Here is a 19,694-nt window from a genome sequence, read left to right on the forward strand (position 1 = left end):
AAGGCCGGGACGACACCGAATGTGTGGCGAGCTACGAAACCTTCCCCGCGCTCATCGCCTTCTCCAGCCGCTTCGCCAGCACCGGCCAATACGTCGCCGGCCGGAAGCGCTGCAGGAGATCCATGTACCAGGCATCGTTGCCGATCAGAATCCGCGGCTGGTTTTTCTCGATGCCGAGGATGATGCGCTGCGCTGCCGCCGGCGGCGTCGTCTTTGCCACCGCATCGAAGCGGTCGATCGATTGCGCGCGGCGGGCATTATCGGTGACGCCGGTGCCGGTGCGGGAGTTGCGCGCGATGTTGGTGGCGACGCCGCCGGGATGCACCACCGACAATCGCACCGGGCTGTTGGCCATCGCGAGCTCATGCCGCAGGCTTTCCGAAAAGCCGCGCACCGCGAATTTCGCCGCGCAATAGGCGGTCTGGCCGGGCGGTGCGATGATGCCGAAGATCGAGGAGAGATTGACGATATGCGCCTCGCGCTGCTTCGCCAAGATCGGCAGGAATGCGCGCGTGCCGTGCACCGTGCCCCAGAAATTGATGTTGAACAGCCAGTCCATCTGCGCCTGTTCGATCTCGCTGAACTGGCCGAGCAATGCGACGCCGGCATTGTTGATCACGATGTTCAGCCTGGGATGCGCGGCGCTGGCGGCTTCAGCGAATTCCGAGATCTGGCCGGGCTCGCCGACATCGACGCGGTGCGTCGAGACCTTGCATTGGTTCGCCTTGGTGATCCCGGCCTTGGCGATCTCGGTCTTGGCGATCTCGGCGGCGACCTGCTGCAGCCCGGCCTCGTCGCGATCGGCGAGCGCCAGGTCGCAGCCGCGCGCGGCCAGTTCAAGCGCCAAAGCGCGGCCGATGCCGCTGGCCGCGCCGGTTACGGCGGCGGCCGATCCATTGATGGCAGTCATGCGAGGGTAGCTCCCACAGATGAGAAAACAGACAGGCCGCGCAGCAGTGCGGGTTCCCGCATCTTTCGCAAATTGGAACCGAACATAAAGCGATATTCCGCTTTAACCCCCGTCAGGTTGATGAATACCCATTCAGGGAGGCGAATTATGGGACAATCAAAACCCTTCCGGGCGACCGCACTCGTTGTCGAAGACGATCCGATGCAGCGGGAAATGATCTGCCTGTTGCTGGAAGAAAGCGACATGGACGTGATCGAGTGCGAAAGCGCGGAGGCCGCCGAACTGGTGCTGGAGGAGGCGGGGGCGAGCCTCGTCCTGATGATGACCGACGTCCAGCTCGCCGGCCACAAGAACGGCGTGGAGCTCGCGCATGTCGCCAAACGATTCAATCCGGACATCGATGTGATCGTCACCTCGGGCAAACCGCTGCGGCAGAAGCTGCCGGATGGCGCCCGATTCTGGGCGAAGCCCTGGGCGCCGCTGGACGTGATCCGCGAGGCGGAAAGGATGTCGATCGCCTGGAGCCGGATGGGCGAGGCGTAGTGGCCGACCCCATCATCTGTCATGGCCGGGCTTGACCTGGCTTGACCCGGCCATCCACGTCTTGGCGGATGCGCTGCTTTCGCAACCGGCCGCGCCATGATATGGCCGACCGGCGCCGCATTCGCAGCCAATGGGGTCTGATTGATGACATGGTCCTTCCTGCTCACCACGCTGATCGTGGTCGCATCGCCCGGCACCGGCGTGCTCTACACGCTGGCGGTGGCGCTGACGCAAGGCGGCCGCGCCTCGATCGCCGCAGCCTTCGGCTGCACGCTCGGCATCCTGCCGCAGATGCTGGCGGCGATGCTCGGGCTTGCCGCCGTGCTGCATACCAGCGCTTTGGCGTTCGCGGTGTTGAAATGGTGCGGCGTGGTCTATCTGCTCTTTATGGCCTGGCAGGCGCTGCGCGAAACCGGCGCGCTTGCGATCGACGCCCGGCCGGCGCCGGGCCGATCGAGCCGGCGGGTGATCGTCACGGCGGTGCTGATCAACATCCTCAACCCAAAGCTCTCGATCTTTTTCCTCGCCTTCCTGCCGCAGTTCATCGCGGTAGACGAGGCCTATCCTTTGGCGCGGATGCTGGAATTGAGCGGGGTCTTCATGGCGATGACGTTTGCGGTGTTCGCGATCTACGGCCTGTTCGCGGCCGGCGTCCGCGACCGCGTCATCACCCGGCCCAGGGTGATGGCCTGGCTGCGCCGCAGCTTTGCGGCGGGATTTGCCGCGCTGGGCGCGAAGCTGGCGTTCGCGGAGAGATAGACTCAGGACACAAAAGGCTCAGAGTATACCCGGGGTACAAAAAAGCGGGCCCGAAGCCCGCTGCTTTCGAAATCGATGGTTTTGCAATTGGGAGGCTTGAAAGTGGAAGCCTTGAACGTACCTAGAGCAACGTACCTAGAGCCTCGAAAGTGAAGCCTTGAAAGTGAAGTCTCGAAGGTGGAAGCCCGGGCGGAACTGAGCGCCCCACCCGGGCCAAAATTCACTTCTTCGACTTGGCCTTCTTCGCCTTCTTCGCCTTTTTCGCCTTCTTCGCTTTCTTAGCCATAGTAAATCCTCTCAAGGTTTTAATGGATTGAAACGCGACTCCGAGGCATGCTTGGCGGAGGGCCAACCTCGCAACATCCTCGAGATCAATTGCAACAGATTCGCGGTGCGATGCCGCGTGCTGTCACGTCGCCGTCATCACGTTATCCACAGCTGTTATGCATTTTGACGTGCTTTTCCGCCGAAATGCCATTCGGTAGCGCCGATCGCGCCGCGCGCATCATGCTTAACGATGCCCCAACGCGCGCGCTCTTCATCAATTTAAAACCACGGTATTGATTACCCGGCGACGGTGAGAGTCCGTTAAGCGAGCAGGGCGCACCTTGTCCGTAAGACAACGGGGATTGTCGATCGGGGAAACGCCCGCGGAGGTGAAAGCCTTGAGCGATTTACTGGGGCGATCTAACAGGGGAGACGGGACCGCAGACGTCCCGGGCAGGCGATGCTGAGCGTTCCGACGCTGTGGACGGTGTTCGTCATCAATTTTCTCGCGCTGGGCCTGATCTGGGCCTACGTGATCCGCAGCTATCCGTCCTTCTATGCGGCGCGGTACTGGACCGCCTCTTCCTTCATGGCTGCCACAGGCGCGGCCGTCGCCATGCTGCGCGTCGTGACCGACGCACTCTGGCCGCTGCTGATCGCCGGCACCGCGATGATCGCAGCCCTCTGCCTTGCCGCGATGGGCGTTCAGAAATTCTTCGAGAAACCAGTGTCGTGGCGCGCCACCTGGCTGGTCCTGGGGCTGAGCTTCGCCGGCCTTTCCTTTTTCGTGTTCGCCTATGACAGCGCGCCGGCGCGCATCACCATCTTCACCATCGCCCAGGTTCTTCCGCTGGCGCTGAGCGTCAAACTGCTGCTGACCCCGCATCAGGGCCGCGTCAATCCGGGCGCGCGGCTGGCGGCCATCGTCGCCAGCCTCATCATCGCCATTTACGGCATCCGGCTGGTCGGCGGCATCGTCGGCAACGTCAACTACATGCATTTCAGCCCGGTGCAGTCGGGCGTGATCCTGGTGATGGTATTCCTGTCGATGGCGCTGAATTTCGGCTTCCTGCTGATGGCGATGGACCATCTGCGCAATGAAGTCGCCGATCTGGCGTTGCTCGACGACCTCACCGGCGTCGGCAACCGCCGCCATTTGGTGCAGCGCCTGACCGAGGAATGCGCCCGCTCGGAGCGCTGCAACCAGCCGTTCGCGTTGCTGGTGATCGACCTCGACGGATTCAAGGGCATCAACGACACCTACGGTCACGCCGCCGGCGACGCCTGCCTGCAGCATTTCACCCTGATGGCGCAAACCCGCCTGCGCCCCGGCGACATGCTGGCGCGGTCGGGCGGCGACGAGTTCTGCATCGTGCTGCCGTCCTCGACCTTGCGCGAGGGCGCGATGATCGCGCGTCGGGTGCTGGAAGTTTGCCGCGCCGATGCCGAACAATGCATGGGCAAGGATATTCCGATCTCGGTCTCGATCGGCGTCGCACAATGGACCCGGGAGATGGGGGCGTTCCCCGACCGTCTGATCGCGGCCGCCGACCACGCGCTCTACGACGCCAAGAAGGGTGGCCGAAACTGCTTTGCGACCTACGAGCCCGCGCCGCCGCTGGCGCCCGGGATCGAAATATCCGTGCTGGCGGATGCGAGCTTGCGCAAGCGCGCCTGAAGCATGTTACTCAAGGGGTCGTCATTGGATCCCTAGCGTATGAAGCTCCGCCGCCTTGCGATTGCGCTCTGCGCCATCGCGCTCGCTTTTCCCGCATCCGCCCAAACGCCCGACCTCGCCACTATCGCGCGGTCGTCCGGCACGCCCGAGATTCCGGGGTTGAAGATGGTCTGGCTGGCGCCATGGGGCGACCTTGCAAAGGCGCATCCCTGGCGCAACATCATCGTGCACCAGACCGAAGGCCCGGCCGGCTCGGCCCGTGGCGGGGCACAGGCGCAGTCCAAAAATCCGACGCGGCGAGGCGTCATGGTCTGGGTCGAAACCGACGGCACCGTGTACTGGGCGGTGCCGGAAAATCTGGTGCCGACCCATGGCGACGGCGGCAATCGCAACGACAACAAATACATCGACAACCGCCCGACCTTTCGTCAGGTGGTCGGCAACAATTCGGTCGGCGTGGAATTCGCCGGCAATTTTCCCGACGTGACGCGCGGCCCCACCGAGGCGCAGGTGGCGGCGTGGCGCATCCTGGTCAAGGTGCTGCGCGCGCGTTACCGCATCCCGCTGACGCAGGTCTATGCGCATAACTGGATCGACTTCAAGGACGCCCGGTATTGCGAAGGCTGCGAGCTTGCAAAGCTGGCGCGGGAGTGGGGCGAGTAGGGATTTTTGGCAGCCAGCGAAGTATGGATCAAGAGCGCTATTTGGGCTATCATATTAGGCATGAAAACCGAGACGATCGAAATCGATGATAGCACTGCGACGGCGCTGAAGAGGCGGGCAGCGGAGCGGGGTGTAACCGTGCCCGAGCTGGTTGCCGAACTGGCGACGCTTGCCGTCAGCCCCGTCGAGGCCGATGTCGACGAGGTGGCGGAGCTTGATCGTCGCTGGCAAGCGTTTGAGACACAAGATTCAGTTGTATCGAACGATGACGTCGTCCAGTGGCTTCAGACCTGGGGTACGCCAGCGTTCCGGAGCTGGCGCAATCGATGAGGTTGGAATGGTCGGACGCCGCCCTCGCCGATCTCGACCGCTTTGCTGAATTCTTGATCGAGCATCCTGCGCTCGCCGCAATCGTGGCTCGCGAGATCGTCGACAAGGTGCAAGTTCTATCGGAACATCCAAGGCTTGGGCGACCGATTGCGGGCAGGGAAGAATATCGCCAGATCGTGTTGCAGGGTCTCGGTGCAGCCTATGTAAAACGCTTGGTCATGCTGCGGGTATTTCACGCTCGGGAAGCACGAGATTGAAATGCTTGCGCTCCTCAAACCGGCTTCGCCATCCATTGGAAGATGCGGCTGATCAGGCCGGGCGGCCGCGCTGATTGGTTGTGATCCCAATGACTGGAGCACGCTGAACGAGTCGACCAGCACCCGGGATTATTTGCGGACGTGTTATTGAACTCTGCTGTCATCGTCCGGCATAGCCGTTCGAAGAACGGCGTCGCTTCCGCTCCGCCTATGACCGGACGATCCAGTATTCCAGAGGCCGCGATTATCGCGCGACATATCATGACCGCCGCGGCGTACTGGGTCCCCCGCTTTCGCGGAGGACGACACTGCGAACGTTGAACTACCAAACAACAAAAAGCCGGCGTTGCCGCCGGCTTTCGTCGTTCATTGCCTTGGCCGCGAAATTAGTGCGCGGCTTCGAGCACGGCGGCTTCCTGCTTGGCGATCGTGCCCTTGACGGCCGACTGCACCTTCTCGAAAGCGCGGACCTCGATCTGCCGCACGCGCTCGCGCGACACGCCGAATTCGGCGGCGAGGTCTTCCAGCGTCATCGGCTCTTCCGCCAGACGCCGCGCCTCGAAGATGCGGCGTTCGCGCGGGTTGAGCACACCGATGGCGCCGTTCAGCGCCTGGCGGCGATGATCGAACTCCTCGTGTTCAGCCATGATGGCTTCCTGGTTGGGCGAGTTATCGACCAGCCAGTCCTGCCATTCGCCGGCTTCACCGTCGTCGCGGATCGGAGCGTTGAGCGACGCGTCGCCACCGAGGCGGCGGTTCATGTCGATCACGTCCTGATTCGTCACGCCGAGGCGCTTGGCAATGATCGCCACCTGATCGGGGCGCAGATCGCCCTCGTCCAGCGCGGAGATTTTGCTCTTCGCCTTGCGCAGGTTGAAGAACAGCTTCTTCTGGTTCGCGGTGGTGCCCATTTTCACGAGCGACCAGGAACGCAGAATGTACTCTTGTATTGACGCCTTGATCCACCACATGGCGTAGGTAGCGAGTCGGAAGCCCTTTTCGGGTTCGAACCGCTTGACCGCCTGCATCAGGCCGACATTGCCTTCCGAGACGACCTCGGAAATAGGCAGGCCGTAGCCGCGATAGCCCATGGCGATCTTGGCGACGAGCCGGAGATGGCTGGTGACAAGGTGATGTGCCGCGTCGCGATCGTCATGTTCGCGCCAACGCTTGGCGAACATGTATTCCTGCTGGGGTTCCAGCATCGGAAATTTGCGGATCTCGGCGAGGTATCTAGAAAGGCCGGATTCTCCATTGAGAACCGGCAACGTAGCTGTACGGGCCATTGAGCGCCCTCCAGTGGTTCAGGCCCCCGATAGCGGCGGGCCCGGCAGGTGATCGCTGTGTTAAAGCCGACCAGGCTGCGATGTTCCGCGCTGGATATTCAGCGCAGGTGCAACATAGCCGAAAACGAACAAATAGGGAAGGAATGCTGACGTCACGTCCCCGTGTGGCAGCCATAACCTATTGTTATAACAATGTTTTTCTGGAGGGCCTGCGTCATACGGCCGCTTCCAGCGCCTGTCGCAGGAGAAGCAAATCCTCCGGCAAAGCCGCTTCCCAGTGCAAAAATTCCGCTGTCCTTGGGTGTTCCAAGGCAAGCAGGTAGGCATGTAGGGCCTGCCGGTCGAGGGCGGCCAAGGCCGCCTGACCTCCGGGCCCGAGCTGGCCGGCTTTGGTCTTGAAGTGCGGGCCATAGACCGCATCGCCCATCAGGGGATGGCCGATATGGGAAAGATGCACCCGGATCTGATGGGTCCGCCCGGTCTCGAGCTGGCAGGCCAGGAGCGAGGCGACCGCTTTGCCGTCCCGGCCATTGAAGGCCGCCTGCAGCTCCCAATGAGTCACCGCCTCGCGGCCGTTGTCGCGCACCGCCATTTTCTCGCGGGCAAAGGGATGCCGGTCGATCGGCGCATTGACCGTGCCGCGCTGGCGGTTCGGCACACCCCAGATAAAGGCCAGATAGCCGCGCTGCATTGGTCCGGTGCGGCCATGGTCGGCGAACTGGGCGGTCAGTGATTGGTGAGCCCGGTCGTTTTTGGCGACGACCATTAACCCTGTCGTGTCCTTGTCGAGCCGGTGCACGATGCCCGGGCGGCGGACACCGCCGATGCCGGAAAGGCTTGCGCCGCAATGGGCAATCAGCGCATTCACCAGCGTGCCGGTTTCGTGGCCGGCAGCGGGATGCACGACCAGGCCCTTAGGCTTGTCGATGACGATAATGTCCTCATCCTCGAAGACGATATCGAGCGCGATATCCTCGCCCTTTGGCTCGGGCGGGGTGGCCTCCGGGACGTCGATTGTGATCGTATCGCCCTTGGCAACATGATAAGCGGGGTCGCGAATGGGGGTGCCCTTGGCGGTGACGGAACCGGCGAGGATCAACGCCTTCAGGCGTGACCGCGACAGTTCCGGGCGAAGCACCGCGAGCACGCGGTCGAGCCGGGGCGATCCCTCGTCGCCGCCGACCGTGACCTCCAGCCTCTCGCCGTTATTCGAAGACGTGACGTGTTCCAAAGAAGAGCCTTTGTATGACCGATACCGTTGTGCCCGAACCGACCCCCGAGCAGGCCGCGCTGTTTGCACGGGTGCGGCGGATGATGCTGATCGCAGGCCTGACCTCGGCGCTCGCCGTCGCCATCGTCCTGACCGCCATCGGCTATCGTCTTTATCGCAGCGAGGGAAGCCCCGCAGCGATATCAGATACCACGGCGAGCTTGCCGAAAGGCGCCCGTATCGTGTCCACCGGCGTCGCCGGCGATCGGCTTGTCGTGACCCTCGATATCGGCGGCGTAACCGAAATCCGCACATTTGATGCAAAGACGCTGAAACCTGTAGGGCAGCTGAAATTCGTGAGCGAGCCCTGAGCGGAGCGATCAACGGCCGCTCGTCGAATTCAACTTCAGAATGCAAGGTGATTTTTCGCGTAGCAGCAACGCCGGCAAGTTGGACGCTCGCCATTTTTTTGGCTGAGTTACACGCTCAGCTTGCGCCATGTCGGAATCCAACCCCAGCGCCGCGGTTCCCCTCAACACCATCGTTGAACACGATGCTGCGGTTTCCGATCCGACGCGGCGTGCGATGTTGCTGACGGCGCTTGCGACTTGCGCCTGTCTTGCTGCTCCAGAGCCCTCCGTTGCGGAGGATGATCAGCCCGGCAGCAATCTGCGGCCGCAAAAAGCTGACACGCTGGTGTTCTCGGAAGGCGACCACGCCGGTGAGGCCATCAAGCCCGAGGATTTGAAGCTTGGCGGGCCTCCCGTGCGCGCGTGGCCAAAGGATCCCAAGACCACCGTGATCCGCAAGGGCTCACGGTTGAACGAGCTTTTGGTGGTCAGGCTCGATCCAGCCGAACTGGATGATGACACGCGATCACGCAGCGCCGACGGCATCGTCGCCTATTCGCTGATCTGTTCGCACACGGGGTGCCCGGTCACCGGCTGGGTGAAACAGGCGTCGGGCGACAAGCTCGTGTTCAAATGTGCCTGCCACAACTCCGAATATGATCCGCGGGAAAGCGCAAAAGTCCTGTTCGGGCCGGCGCCGCGGCGCCTGGCGGCGCTTCCGCTGGCGATCTCTGACGGTGCGCTCACCGTCACCGCAACATTCATTGGAAAGGTAGGTACCTGACTCGAAGATGAAGCCGCATCGGGCATTCGCACGACCATGGAATGAATGAAAAAAAACAAAACAGGGAGGTTGCGTCTCATGACCACGAAGCATTGGTTATTGTCGAGCTCTGTCGCATTCACGTGCCTTGTCTCAGCCGCCGCCGGCGCGGGGCCGATCGAGAACTACAGCCCGGTGACGTCGGCCCGTCTCGAAAAGCCCGAACCCGGCAACTGGATGCTGTATCGCCGGACCTATGACGGGCAGGGCTACAGCCCGCTCGACCAGATCAACACTTCGAACGTCAAGGATCTCACGCCGGTATGGACCTTCTCGACCGGTGTGGTCGAAGGCCATGAGGCGCCGCCGATCGTCAACAATGGCGTGATGTTCGTGGCGACCCCGGCGGGGCAGGTGATCGCGCTCAACGCCAAGACCGGTGACGAGTACTGGCGATACAAGCGCCAGCTTCCTGACGATCTCTTTCAATTGCATCCGACCAACCGCGGCGTCGGGTTGTGGCAGGACAAATTGTACCTTGCGACAACCGACGATCACGTCGTCGCGCTCGACGCCAAGACCGGCAAGGTGCTCTGGGACACCAAGGTTCAGGACTACAAGAAGGGTCAGTACCTGACGCTGATGCCGCTGATCGTCGACGGCAAGGTGATCGTCGGCGGTTCCGGCGGTGAGTTCGGCGTGCGCGGATATGTTGTCGCTTATGATGCCGAGAACGGCAAGGAACTGTGGCGCACCTTTACGATTCCGGGTCCCGGCGAACCCGGTCATGAAACCTGGAGCGGTGACGACTGGAAATCGGGCGGGGCGCCGGCCTGGATGACCGGCAACTACGACATCGAGACCAAAACCATCTATTGGGGCACCGGCAATGCCGCACCCTGGCCGGGCAATACGCATCCCGGCGACAATCTCTACTCAACCTCGGTGCTCGCGCTCGCCCCCGAGAACGGAAGGATAAAGACATACTTCCAGTACCATCAGAACGATTCATGGGACTGGGACGAGGTCGAGGCGCCGATGCTGGTCGACCTGCAAAAGGACGGCCGCACCATCAAGAGCCTGATTCATCCGGGCCGCAACGCGATCTTCTGGGTGCTCGAGCGCAAGGCGGACAAGATCAACTACGTCAGCGGCTGGCCCTTTGTTCACACCGACGTCTGGAAGGGAATCGAGCCGGAGACCGGCAGGCCGATCGTCGATCCCGCGCACAAGCCGGTGATTGGCAAGCGGGTCGAGTTCTGCCCGTCACTGTGGGGCGGCAAGGATTGGCCGTCGGCGGCCTATAGCCAGAAGACCGGCCTGGTCTACGTGCCCGCCAACGAGAATTTCTGCGGCGGCTTTACCGGCGAGAAAGTGCCGCTGGTTGCGGGCCAGCTTTGGCTCGGCACCAAGCCCGAGGACATCGGCCTCAAGGTTCGCCCCGGCGCCGATCATTTTGGCGAACTGCAGGCGTGGGATCCGGCCACCGGGAAAAAGGTCTGGCAGCAGAACTTTCCCAAATCGCAACTGTTCGGCTCGGTGACCGCGACGGCGGGAGATCTCGTTTTCGTTGGCGGCACCAACGACCGGATGTTCCGTGCCTACCACGCCAAGACGGGCGAGTTGCTGTGGGAGCAGAAGACCAACTCCGGCATCGTGGGCATGCCGATCGCCTATGAGGTCGACGGCACGCAATATATCGCCGTGCAATCCGGCTGGGGCGTGGACGCGCAACGCATCCAGGACGCGCTGGCGACCCAGAATAATGTGGGTGTCGAGAACAACGTGCCGCAAGGCGGCGTCGTCTGGGTGTTCGCCGTCAAGAAGTAAGGGCCGAACAGTTCGACGGGGGTGGCGTAGAAAGCGGCGGGTTCAACCCCGCCGCTTTTTATTTCAAGTCATTTGCCTTTGGAATCGACCTTCGACTTTTCGGTTTCGTTCATCTGCTTGATGGTCGGATCCCGGCTGGCTTCGCCGGTGGTTTGCGTCGTCGTGGCGGCCGGCCCACTGCTTGGAATCGAAGTCTGGCCTGACGGCGTCTTCGCCGGCCGCGTTGCCGTTGCGTCCGGCGCCGTGTTGGTCTGGGCGCTCGCAGCCTGCACGTCAAAAACAAGGACGCTCGCCAGCAAGGCTGCCGCGAGCGTCCCCAACTTCACCATCGTGACTTTCATCGACCTTTTCATCGACCTGGCTCCTGTCAGATCGATGAAAACGGCCTCGGCCCCTTAACGTTCCTTGTCACGCCTCCAGTTGCTTGCCGATCGGCAGGCTGCGGATGCGCTTGCCGGTGGCGGCGAAGATCGCGTTGATCAGGGCCGGCGCGAACGGCGGCACGCCGGGTTCGCCGACGCCGCTGGGCGGCGTGTCGGGGCCCGGCGGCACGATATAGACGTGGGTCACCAGCGGTGACTCGTCCAGGCGGATCACAGGGAAATCGTCGAAATTGCCCTGTTGCACCTTGCCGTCCTTGAAAGTGATCTCGCCATATTTGGCAAGGCTCAATCCCATGATCGCCGCGCCCTCGATCTGGGATTCGATGCGCTCCGGATTGACATAGGTTCCGCAATCGATCGCGGTATCGACCCTCGGCACTGTGAGCTTGCCCTTGTCGTCAATGGCGACCTCGACGATGGTCGCGATGTAGCTGACGAAACTGCGGTGCACGGCGATGCCGAGCCCGTGGCCCTTCGGCACGGACCGTCCCCAGCCGCCCTTGTCCGCGACCAGCTCCACCACCTTGCGCAAGCGCGCGGTGTCGATCGGATAGCTGCCGTAGGGCTCGCCATAGTTCCAGGGGTCCTTCACCGACGACAGGTTGACGAGCCGCGGCGATCCGATCAGCTCCAGCAGCATGTCCTTTGGGTCGCGCTTGGTCGCAGCAGCGATTTCGGCGACCATGGACTGGACTGCGAAGGCGCGCGGGATGTTCGACACCGCACGGAACCAGCCGATCCTTGTATGCGCCGCGGCCTCCGGATTCTCGCATTGCAGGTTGGCGATCTCGAACGGATTGTCGATCAGTCCCATGCCGAGTTCGAACGGCGCCGCATGCTTCGCACCGGCCGCGAAGGTCGAAGCGATCGTCGGGGCGACGCTGCGGTGCCGCCACGCGATCACCTTGCCGTTCTTGTCGAGCCCGGCCTCGATGCGTTCCAGCGAAACGGTGTGCAGGAAGCCGTGACGAACATCGTCCTCCCGCGTCCATTGCACCTTCACGGGTGCACCGAGTTCCTTCGACAGCAGCGCCGCCTCGATCGCGAAATCGCATTTCGATTTGCGCCCGAACCCGCCGCCGAGCAGCGTAACGTTCACGGTCACGTTGGCTTCGGGGATGCCGAGCGTCTTGGCGACGTCTTCGCGCGTGCCGCCGGCACTCTGCACCGGCGCCCAGATCTCGCACCTGTCGCCTTTGACGTCGGCGACCGCGACCGGCGGCTCCATGCTGACATGCGCCAGATGCGGCAAATAATACTCGCCGGTTATCACCTTGTCGGCGCTCTTCAACGCCGCCTCGGCGTCGCCTTCCTTGCGCACCACCAGCCCCGGTTTTCGCGCGGCCTCCTCGAGCGAAGCCCGGTAGGCGACGGAGTCGTATTTGCCGTTGGCGCCGTCATCCCAGACGATCTTCAGCGCGTCGCGCCCCTTGATCGCCGCCCCGGTGTTGCGGGCGATCACGGCAACGCCGCCGAGCGGCTGGAATTTGGATGGCCACGGCCAGCCCTTGACCTCCAATACCTTCTCGACCCCGGAGACCTTCATCGCGTCCGCCGCGTCGAACGACTTCAGCTTGCCGCCGGTCACCGGCGGGCGGGCGATGACGGCGTATTTCATGCCCGGCAGCCGAATATCGGCGCCGTACTGCGCCTTACCGGTGGTGATGTCCTTGAGGTCGACGATGCCGATCTGGCCCTTGCCGAGATAGCGGAAATCCTTCGGGTCCTTCAGTTTCAAGCCTTCGATGCCAGGCACCGATTCCTTCGCGGCATCGGCGGCAAGCTCGCCGAAGCCAAGCTTGCGTCCGCTCGCAGCGTGGACCACCTCGTGATTGCGGGCCTTCACCTCGGTCGCCGGCACGCCCCAGCGCTTGGCGGCGGCGGCCTCCAGCATCGAGCGCGCCGAGGCGCCGATCTGGCGCATCGGCATCAGATAATGCCGCGTGCTGCGCGAGCCGTCGGTATCCTGGTTGCCGTATTTGGCCTCGTTGCCGGGCGCCTGCTGGACCCGGACGCGCGACCAGTCGGCTTCCATCTCTTCGGCGACGATCAGCGGCAGGCTGGTCCGCACGCCGGTTCCCATCTCGGCGCGGTGGCCGATGATGGTGACGATGCCATCGGGCGCGATCGAGACGAACACGCGTGGATCGACCACGGTGCCGTGCGGCATCGCCCCTGCGCCGGTCTCGTAGGCGGCGAAAGCCGGGCGCGACATCACGGGCGCCGCGAGCGCGAAGCCGCCGGCGATGCCAAGGCCTTTCAGGATGCTGCGGCGGGAGACGTTCTCGACCTTGAGATGCCGCTCAAAGCCACGGAGTTTTTTGGGATTGGTGAGAATATTCATGATCACACCCCCGTCGACGCCAGACGCACGGCGTTCTCGATGCGCTGGTAAGCGCCGCAGCGGCAGATGTTGCCCGCCATCGCTTCGCGGATCTGGTCATGGGAAGGCTTTGGATTGTCCATCAACAGCGCGGCGCCCTGCATGATCTGGCCGGTCTGGCAATAGCCGCATTGCGGGACATTGAGTTGGCGCCAGGCCTTCTGCACCGGGTGATCGCCGGTGGGGTGCAGGCCCTCGATGGTGGTGACGTCGCGGCCGACCACGTCGGAAACCGAGGTGATGCAGGCGCGCACGGCCTGCTTGTCGATGATGACGGTGCACGAGCCGCACAGGGCCTGGCCGCAGCCATATTTGGTCCCTGTCAGTCCCACCTCGTCACGGAGAAACCAGAGTAACGGAAGATCCGGATCGCCATCCCAATTTTGTTCCTGGCCGTTTATCTTTACCTTGATCATGGCTGTCCCTCGCTCTTTTTAAGCTGTTGATCTGTTTGCGGCACGAGCCGGAACACATTTCCATTCGCTCGGATCGCCGCGCGGGTTTCCCTGCCCAGGCAATATTCCAAGGCAGTTTTCCCAAGGCAGTTTGCGGTTTGCGGATGTCCTTTCGCGATTTGGCCTGGCCGGCCTCGGCATCAAGAATACGGTGATGCTATCAGACGTTAACGCCGCGGTGACTTCACAGACAGGTGTTTGGGATGTGCCGTTTGTCAGAAGCAGGGCTGCCGGGAAGTTGCCGGGTTTTCACGCCACAGTGGAAGCCGGGCAACAGACAAGGTCTAGTTCGCCCGGCAGATGGTCAGGGATTCCGCCGTTTTCGGGCCTCGATGCTGGCTTTTGCGGTGTCGTTATGAGCCCATCCGCCCCACAGCCATCTTGCGGCGGGCCGATTTCACGGCTATTCCCTCTGCCGTACGCTCCCTTCGTCTAGCGGTTAGGACGCGGCCCTCTCAAGGCTGAAACAGGGGTTCGATTCCCCTAGGGAGCGCCAATGATATCAATTGCTTACGTCGATCCTTTAGGAAGAAGCACTGCGCTTCTCCAACTTTTCTCCAACAGCCGAGATGGCCTATTGCTCACGAGCTCGAAGCAATGAGCTAGGCAAGCGAATGAATCCGCAAGAGGCGATCCGGTTCGGCGAGCTTATAGATCTCGACTTCAGCAACGAGTCGTTTCACGTGTTACATCACTTCGGCGATGAAGCGACAATTCGCGTTAGCGGAAACGGCGTGCCGAGAGCTTCCTCAGTTAAAATAGCTACGTCTGTGATGCGCGAGAAAACGCTGCTGACCCGCCGAGAGTTTCTGACGTAGTTTCGAGGGTAGGCGGAGGCGTCGTAGATTTGCTGAATCGATTGCGTCCGAGATCATCATGGTACCGTTCGGCCAAAAGGATATGAGGCCCCGATCGAACAACGCGTCAACGTGTGCCGCCAAGAGCAATCCGTTTTGCGGGTCGAGGCGTTCGCCATCATTAGAGATGTTCCAAGGCTTCATATGGGAGGCTCGTAACATCTCTGGAATGTCGCAGCCGGTCACGGCACAGGCGTTACTCCAGAGCCTTGCTACGTCCGCTCGAAATTGACCTTGACCCAATCGGGCGTCGATAAAGATCTTTCGAGTGGTTTCGTCGCGCTTTCGGCTCGCAATCTCGATCAGATCGGTTGTTTGTTTTGCCTCCCTTGAGAGCTGCGCCTGGGCGATTTGCACTGATCTCTCTTCGGCGCTTGGGTTCGCCAATCGGTGTAGTGCAAAGATGGCATTGCTGTCGTCTATAGAATTTAGCCCGTTCTGAAACGACTGTTGCTGAATGCGTAGCCGCTTGAACCATCCGAGCCCGGTAACATCCACAGCGACGGGGTTAGGGTCGTCTAGGCGGAATACAACCGATCTTCCGTCCCTTCGCCTCTTTCTTTGGTACCACGCTGGTCGCGCTCTTTTTTTAAGGCCGACGATCGTCCCATGACAAGCCAGTGTGTATCTGCGCGGTGATCCCGATCCTTCGAATACCCACAGACGGTTGCCTAAAAGCGTTTCAGGTCTGAATTGCTTTGCAGTGAAGAACGTTGCCTCGTCGATACCGGACGCATCGTCTCCGCTAAGAAATGGTTGCCCGATTTGTTCTCGATTGTGATAGGCAACAAAATTTCGCGCGATATGGCTTGCACTCGGCCGCCACTCATCGAGCTTATGGGCGATGATGTCCCAAGCCAACACCTTGCGCGCGGCGGCAGCACTGGTTTCAGGTCGCTCCGACCATTTGACACGCTTTAAGGCGGTTCCAATTATCCTCTCGTCAATGCCCGCTGCCGCTGCGAGCCACAAAATCGTCATTGGTGCGTTTAACTTGTTGTAAATAAAGCGAGCATCGCGATCAGGATTCTTGCGCCATAGCGGATTGTTGTATTCCGAAAGCCATCCTACGAAGCGTTGCTTCAGCAAGGGAGCCGAATTGAGCGCCCGCCGGAAGTTTTTTTACCGCACTCAATAATTCCAGCCGGGTTTTCATGTGAGTTTCCAATTGTCGTAAGGCAGCCATATCGTCGCACGTCTATTGAGCTAGCTCCTTGTTTAACTGTAGCCGCACGCTCAAGAGGTTGCGGACCAGTTTGCAAACCTGTTTGGCCTTATGCGGCGAGGAAGCGTATTCGTTCGCGTGTGCGAGGCTGTTTCTGAGATTCCGGAAGTCTTCCAGTTGTTGCGTTAGCAGATTGGGGTCTAGACCCAGATCTAACTGTTTGAGAATTTGGGCCTTGTCCGAAAATTGCGTGAAAAGCAGCGCATCTATGAAAGCTCCACCGGTGCGAGCAGTCGATATCTCTCGTCGGAGCTTTTCCTGTCTCTCCCGTCTAAGCATAGCCATCCAAGCTGCTTCATCCGGTAACCTTGCCTTTATGAAGTCCGCCATTGTCATCTCAAAGCCAGTGATGAGCGCGAACAGGGCTGCGCGCACTGGCAATCGCTGTAGGTCAGATAGAGTGACTAATCCTACAATTTGCGAATCCTCGATAAGGAGACAGCAAGGGCGACTATCTGCCTGGAGGACGTAGTCCAAAATGCTCACGTCGGAATGGATTAAGAGTTCGTCCGCTAGCGGCTGATAGAGAGACGCCACGGTCCCATCGATTCTACCACTATTGCGAACAGCGGCTGCAGGAAAAAGGCCGACAAACCCGTGGTGGCTATCGGAATTGTCTATAACTGGAATGAAGTCGAACTCACCTGAATTTGCAGCAAGAACGTCCGAGGCCAGTTCAGTTGGTCTGCAAGTTCTAAGTTGATCGCGAGATGTCGAAATCAAACTGACCGAGAGCCCCTGATGAAGCGTCCGAAATGTGTCGTCGCCTCCCGCGAACGCCGAGCTAGCCCAAACTGCTGGCATTCGACACCTCCTGTACTGTTTGGATCCCAATTATGCCCGGTCTTTTGATAATCGTCGCTTTGTACTGTATCGGGTAAGACGCTTTCTTGTTGCCCGATAGCTAGGCAACGTAACGACGCATTGGACCGGGACGCTCACCTAGTGTGTTGATGGGGTGAGGATTGAGAACAGAGTGAGAACGTGTTACTGTAATGCAGACTGCTCTTCGATTCGTTGTGGTTAGGACTGACTGGAAGTGAAGGTAGCGGGGCTATTCGCCGGTGTTGGGGGATTGGAGCGTGGCCTTGCCGCAGTGGGGCATGAGTCAATTCTTCTTTGCGAAATTTGGGAGCCGGCTCGGGCCGTTCTGGCAGACCGGCTGCCTGACGTTCCATGCAAACGGGACGTTAGAGAACTCAAAGCGCTCCCTAGCGAAGTTGAACTGATAGCAGCGGGATTTCCATGCCAGGATCTGAGCCAGGCGGGCCAAACGCTGGGTATCGGGGGTTCTCGGTCGGGCCTAGTCGGTGAAATCTTCCGCCTTCTCGATCGCCGGCGTGTGCCTTGGGTCGTACTGGAGAACGTCTCATTCATGTTGCAGCTGGATAAGGGAAGCGGCATGCGGGCCCTTGTCGAAGCGTTTGAGGAGCGCAACTACCGCTGGGCATATCGCGTCGTGAATAGTCTCTCTTTTTTGCCGCAACGGCGGGCGCGGGTGCTTTTTGTCGCGACCACGACCGATATCGATCCAGCTTCGATAGTTCTAACTGACGAAGCTGAGCCACGTTTGGTTCCAACCAATCTCGATTTGCACGCTCATGGATTCTATTGGACCGAAGGAGTACGTGGCCTCGGCTGGGCCGTTGATTCGGTTCCCACATTGAAGAACGGCTCGACCGTGGGTATTGCTTCTCCCCCCGCGATCTTGCTGCCATCTGGCGAAGTGATTACGCCCGACATTCGGGATGCAGAACGTCTTCAAGGTTTTCCGGAGAATTGGACCCGTCCGGCAGAACGGGTTGGTCGTGCGTCGCTGCGCTGGTCGCTTGTCGGAAATGCAGTCACAGTTCCAGTTGCGACATGGTTGGGCAGACGCTTAAATCGGCCAGTCAAATATGAGGTCAGCCGAGATCTTGAACTTCCTGCGAACGGGAGGTGGCCCACGGCGGCGCGTTATGATGGTAATCGCCGATGTGCGGTTCGCATCAATTGCTATCCAAAATGGGGAACGCGACCAGCCTTGACGCAGTTCCTCCGCTACGCCGGAAAGCCCCTTTCGGCCCGTGCGACACGTGGATTCCTTTCGAGGACCGAGCGGGCAAAGCTTCGCTTTGCGGACGGCTTCCAAGATAGACTTCGCGAACATCTTCTCCGCATGGAAGCGCTTGAGAATGCGAAGCACTCGAAATTCGCCATTGCCGCTGAATGAAGGCGGCAGCCCAGATCCCAGAACCTCCGCGCGAATGGCGCGGATTAGGCAGAAGGGAACAAAAATCGAAACAATTGTTGCGGCCGCATTGCGCGATGTGGGTGCCTACTACCGCAAGAACGTAAAGACGCTTCCCGGAAGTCCCGATTTCGCGAATCGCTCTAAGCGGTGGGCCATTTTTGTAAACGGGTGTTTCTGGCATCATCACCAAGGATGTTCGAGGGCGACGGTTCCAAAATCAAACCGCAAATTTTGGACCGCCAAGTTTCGTGATAATCAACGGAGAGACGCCCGGTGCGCAATGCGGCTCCGCCGCGAGGGTTATCGCGTCATCATCATTTGGGAATGTCAGCAGGACCAAATCCGAGACAAACTAGCTAAGGTCCTTGAACCGCGTAGCGTAGATGCCAGATAGCCGAGCGATCATATTCTTATAGTTGTAGATGTCGCCATTCGGTGGCGAAGGAATGCCAGTCGCCAGCTTAGGGGGCGATCCATCGTTCGCCATGTCTATTACCAGGATGGAAATCGCATCATATCCAACGTCGCCCACCTTTGAACGACGCGGTAGTTGTTTGATCTTATCGATTGCTAGCTGAGCATCCCGTGGCTGCCGGTGTCGGCTCCACTCCGGGTCAGCTGATCGGTTCTTCTTGTTCAAATCCGGACTGAGATAGGTATCCGCGAGATTCACCATGGTGAACGCGACGGCAATTGCCTGCTCGCTTGCTCCGTGCACCGTTAGATGAGACGAGTTCAACTCGTCATATAGGCGGGGAAGGGCGCGCTGATGTGCCGTCATGCACGCTTTGGCTTCAAGCGCCATCAGCACTGAGCCTACCGGTGCGCGGACGAGCTTCGGAAGCCCATCCAATGCCGTCTGCTCCTTCTCTGTCAGCTCAATATCGTAATCTGCCGCAATGCTCGCCAAAGTCTCAGTTGTTGTGGGCCCGCCGGGCATGCACAGCACGAGATCCAGGTTCTTCTTTCGATCGTGGACAAAATCTCGCATTTCGTGATTGATGCCGAAGCAAACGACACCGGCCTCGACATGGCGACGCAGGAGCGGAGTTGTTACCATCAAATCGAAAATCACGCCCCAGCACGCAATCTTCGAGTGGTGATCACTCCTCGAATGATATTGCCACATGTTATGATAGCGATCGCGGATACTGACCTTCGATAACGTCCGAACGAGTATTGCAGGCCCATTCATCCGTGCCTCGGAATTTTCCAGTTCACCCTTCCTCTTATCTGATTCGGCCAGGCGACCCGTTGCGGGTCAGTTCTTCCTTGGGCGACCGGTCCATCCCGCCTGGCGGCACCCGCGCCC

General features: G+C 60.5%; 20 protein-coding genes and 1 tRNA gene. 12 read left to right on the plus strand and 9 right to left on the minus strand.

Annotated features, from left to right (window positions below):
* Window positions 1-31: 31 nt before the first annotated feature.
* Window positions 32-910 (minus strand): SDR family oxidoreductase, encoded by an 879-nt coding sequence (locus JQ574_RS17380; protein ID WP_212207714.1) that lies wholly within the window; start codon window positions 908-910, stop codon window positions 32-34.
* A 147-nt stretch (window positions 911-1,057) separates the two neighbouring features.
* Between JQ574_RS17380 and JQ574_RS17385 the strand changes: the two genes are divergently transcribed.
* The 6 genes from JQ574_RS17385 (at window position 1,058) to JQ574_RS17410 (ending at window position 5,407) form a co-directional block, all read left to right on the plus strand.
* Window positions 1,058-1,453: a response regulator gene (locus JQ574_RS17385; RefSeq protein ID WP_212207715.1), complete on the plus strand. Its 396-nt coding sequence runs from the start codon at window positions 1,058-1,060 to the stop codon at window positions 1,451-1,453.
* A gap of 144 nt (window positions 1,454-1,597) precedes the next feature.
* On the plus strand, window positions 1,598-2,212 hold the full coding sequence (locus JQ574_RS17390; RefSeq protein ID WP_192736709.1) for a LysE family translocator: 615 nt from the start codon (window positions 1,598-1,600) through the stop codon (window positions 2,210-2,212).
* A gap of 727 nt (window positions 2,213-2,939) precedes the next feature.
* Window positions 2,940-4,157 carry a GGDEF domain-containing protein gene (locus JQ574_RS17395; RefSeq protein ID WP_212207716.1) on the plus strand — a complete coding sequence of 406 codons (1,218 nt, stop codon included), beginning with the start codon at window positions 2,940-2,942 and terminating at the stop codon, window positions 4,155-4,157.
* Between the two features lie 39 nt (window positions 4,158-4,196).
* The gene (locus tag JQ574_RS17400; RefSeq protein ID WP_212207717.1) at window positions 4,197-4,820 is read left to right on the plus strand and encodes a peptidoglycan recognition family protein; all 624 of its coding nucleotides are present in this window, start codon (window positions 4,197-4,199) and stop codon (window positions 4,818-4,820) included.
* A 60-nt stretch (window positions 4,821-4,880) separates the two neighbouring features.
* Window positions 4,881-5,150 carry a hypothetical protein gene (locus tag JQ574_RS17405; RefSeq protein ID WP_212207718.1) on the plus strand — a complete coding sequence of 90 codons (270 nt, stop codon included), beginning with the start codon at window positions 4,881-4,883 and terminating at the stop codon, window positions 5,148-5,150.
* The gene (locus JQ574_RS17410; RefSeq protein ID WP_212207719.1) at window positions 5,147-5,407 is read left to right on the plus strand and encodes a type II toxin-antitoxin system RelE/ParE family toxin; all 261 of its coding nucleotides are present in this window, start codon (window positions 5,147-5,149) and stop codon (window positions 5,405-5,407) included. Before JQ574_RS17405 ends, JQ574_RS17410 begins: the two co-directional genes overlap by 4 nt.
* Before the next feature lie 386 nt (window positions 5,408-5,793).
* On the opposite strand, the gene rpoH is transcribed toward JQ574_RS17410, so the two are convergent.
* On the minus strand, window positions 5,794-6,693 hold the full coding sequence (gene rpoH / locus JQ574_RS17415) for an RNA polymerase sigma factor RpoH (protein WP_212207720.1): 900 nt from the start codon (window positions 6,691-6,693) through the stop codon (window positions 5,794-5,796).
* Window positions 6,694-6,907: 214 nt separating this feature from the next.
* On the minus strand, window positions 6,908-7,888 hold the full coding sequence (locus JQ574_RS17420) for an RluA family pseudouridine synthase (RefSeq protein WP_212207819.1): 981 nt from the start codon (window positions 7,886-7,888) through the stop codon (window positions 6,908-6,910).
* 50 nt (window positions 7,889-7,938) lie between these two features.
* Here JQ574_RS17420 and JQ574_RS17425 point away from each other — a divergent pair, with 50 nt between their 5' ends.
* The 3 genes from JQ574_RS17425 to JQ574_RS17435 all read left to right on the plus strand — a co-directional run bounded on the left by JQ574_RS17425 (window position 7,939) and on the right by JQ574_RS17435 (window position 10,846).
* Window positions 7,939-8,274 (plus strand): hypothetical protein, encoded by a 336-nt coding sequence (locus tag JQ574_RS17425; protein ID WP_212207721.1) that lies wholly within the window; start codon window positions 7,939-7,941, stop codon window positions 8,272-8,274.
* A 127-nt stretch (window positions 8,275-8,401) separates the two neighbouring features.
* Window positions 8,402-9,037 (plus strand): ubiquinol-cytochrome c reductase iron-sulfur subunit, encoded by a 636-nt coding sequence (locus tag JQ574_RS17430; RefSeq protein WP_212383698.1) that lies wholly within the window; start codon window positions 8,402-8,404, stop codon window positions 9,035-9,037.
* 78 nt (window positions 9,038-9,115) lie between these two features.
* Entirely contained in the window at window positions 9,116-10,846 is a 1,731-nt protein-coding gene (locus JQ574_RS17435) for a methanol/ethanol family PQQ-dependent dehydrogenase (RefSeq protein ID WP_212207723.1), read from the plus strand.
* 68 nt (window positions 10,847-10,914) lie between these two features.
* On the opposite strand, the gene JQ574_RS17440 is transcribed toward JQ574_RS17435, so the two are convergent.
* The 3 genes from JQ574_RS17440 to JQ574_RS17450 form a co-directional block, all read right to left on the minus strand.
* Window positions 10,915-11,187 carry a hypothetical protein gene (locus JQ574_RS17440; RefSeq protein WP_212207820.1) on the minus strand — a complete coding sequence of 91 codons (273 nt, stop codon included), beginning with the start codon at window positions 11,185-11,187 and terminating at the stop codon, window positions 10,915-10,917.
* A 67-nt stretch (window positions 11,188-11,254) separates the two neighbouring features.
* Complete coding sequence (locus JQ574_RS17445; RefSeq protein WP_212207724.1) at window positions 11,255-13,573, minus strand: molybdopterin cofactor-binding domain-containing protein; 2,319 nt, start codon at window positions 13,571-13,573, stop codon at window positions 11,255-11,257.
* 2 nt (window positions 13,574-13,575) lie between these two features.
* Window positions 13,576-14,028, minus strand: a complete 453-nt coding sequence (locus tag JQ574_RS17450; RefSeq protein WP_212207725.1) for a (2Fe-2S)-binding protein — start codon at window positions 14,026-14,028, stop codon at window positions 13,576-13,578.
* Between the two features lie 460 nt (window positions 14,029-14,488).
* Here JQ574_RS17450 and JQ574_RS17455 point away from each other — a divergent pair.
* Window positions 14,489-14,563: transfer RNA gene (locus tag JQ574_RS17455), tRNA-Glu, on the plus strand.
* 253 nt (window positions 14,564-14,816) lie between these two features.
* On the opposite strand, the gene JQ574_RS17460 is transcribed toward JQ574_RS17455, so the two are convergent.
* Entirely contained in the window at window positions 14,817-16,013 is a 1,197-nt protein-coding gene (locus JQ574_RS17460) for an HNH endonuclease (RefSeq protein ID WP_212383700.1), read from the minus strand.
* Window positions 16,014-16,122: 109 nt separating this feature from the next.
* Window positions 16,123-16,953 (minus strand): hypothetical protein, encoded by an 831-nt coding sequence (locus JQ574_RS17465; protein ID WP_212383702.1) that lies wholly within the window; start codon window positions 16,951-16,953, stop codon window positions 16,123-16,125.
* A 235-nt stretch (window positions 16,954-17,188) separates the two neighbouring features.
* Between JQ574_RS17465 and JQ574_RS17470 the strand changes: the two genes are divergently transcribed.
* Window positions 17,189-18,361: a DNA cytosine methyltransferase gene (locus tag JQ574_RS17470; RefSeq protein ID WP_212383704.1), complete on the plus strand. Its 1,173-nt coding sequence runs from the start codon at window positions 17,189-17,191 to the stop codon at window positions 18,359-18,361.
* The gene (locus tag JQ574_RS17475) at window positions 18,324-18,776 is read left to right on the plus strand and encodes a very short patch repair endonuclease (protein WP_212383705.1); all 453 of its coding nucleotides are present in this window, start codon (window positions 18,324-18,326) and stop codon (window positions 18,774-18,776) included. The genes JQ574_RS17470 and JQ574_RS17475 overlap by 38 nt, the downstream gene beginning before the upstream one ends.
* Here JQ574_RS17475 and JQ574_RS17480 read toward each other — a convergent pair.
* The gene (locus tag JQ574_RS17480; protein ID WP_212383707.1) at window positions 18,735-19,577 is read right to left on the minus strand and encodes a hypothetical protein; all 843 of its coding nucleotides are present in this window, start codon (window positions 19,575-19,577) and stop codon (window positions 18,735-18,737) included. The genes JQ574_RS17475 and JQ574_RS17480 overlap by 42 nt on opposite strands.
* Window positions 19,578-19,694 lie beyond the last annotated feature (117 nt).

It is taken from the genome of Bradyrhizobium sp. AUGA SZCCT0158 (genome assembly GCF_018130065.1).
Classification (GTDB): Bacteria; Pseudomonadota; Alphaproteobacteria; order Rhizobiales; family Xanthobacteraceae; genus Bradyrhizobium.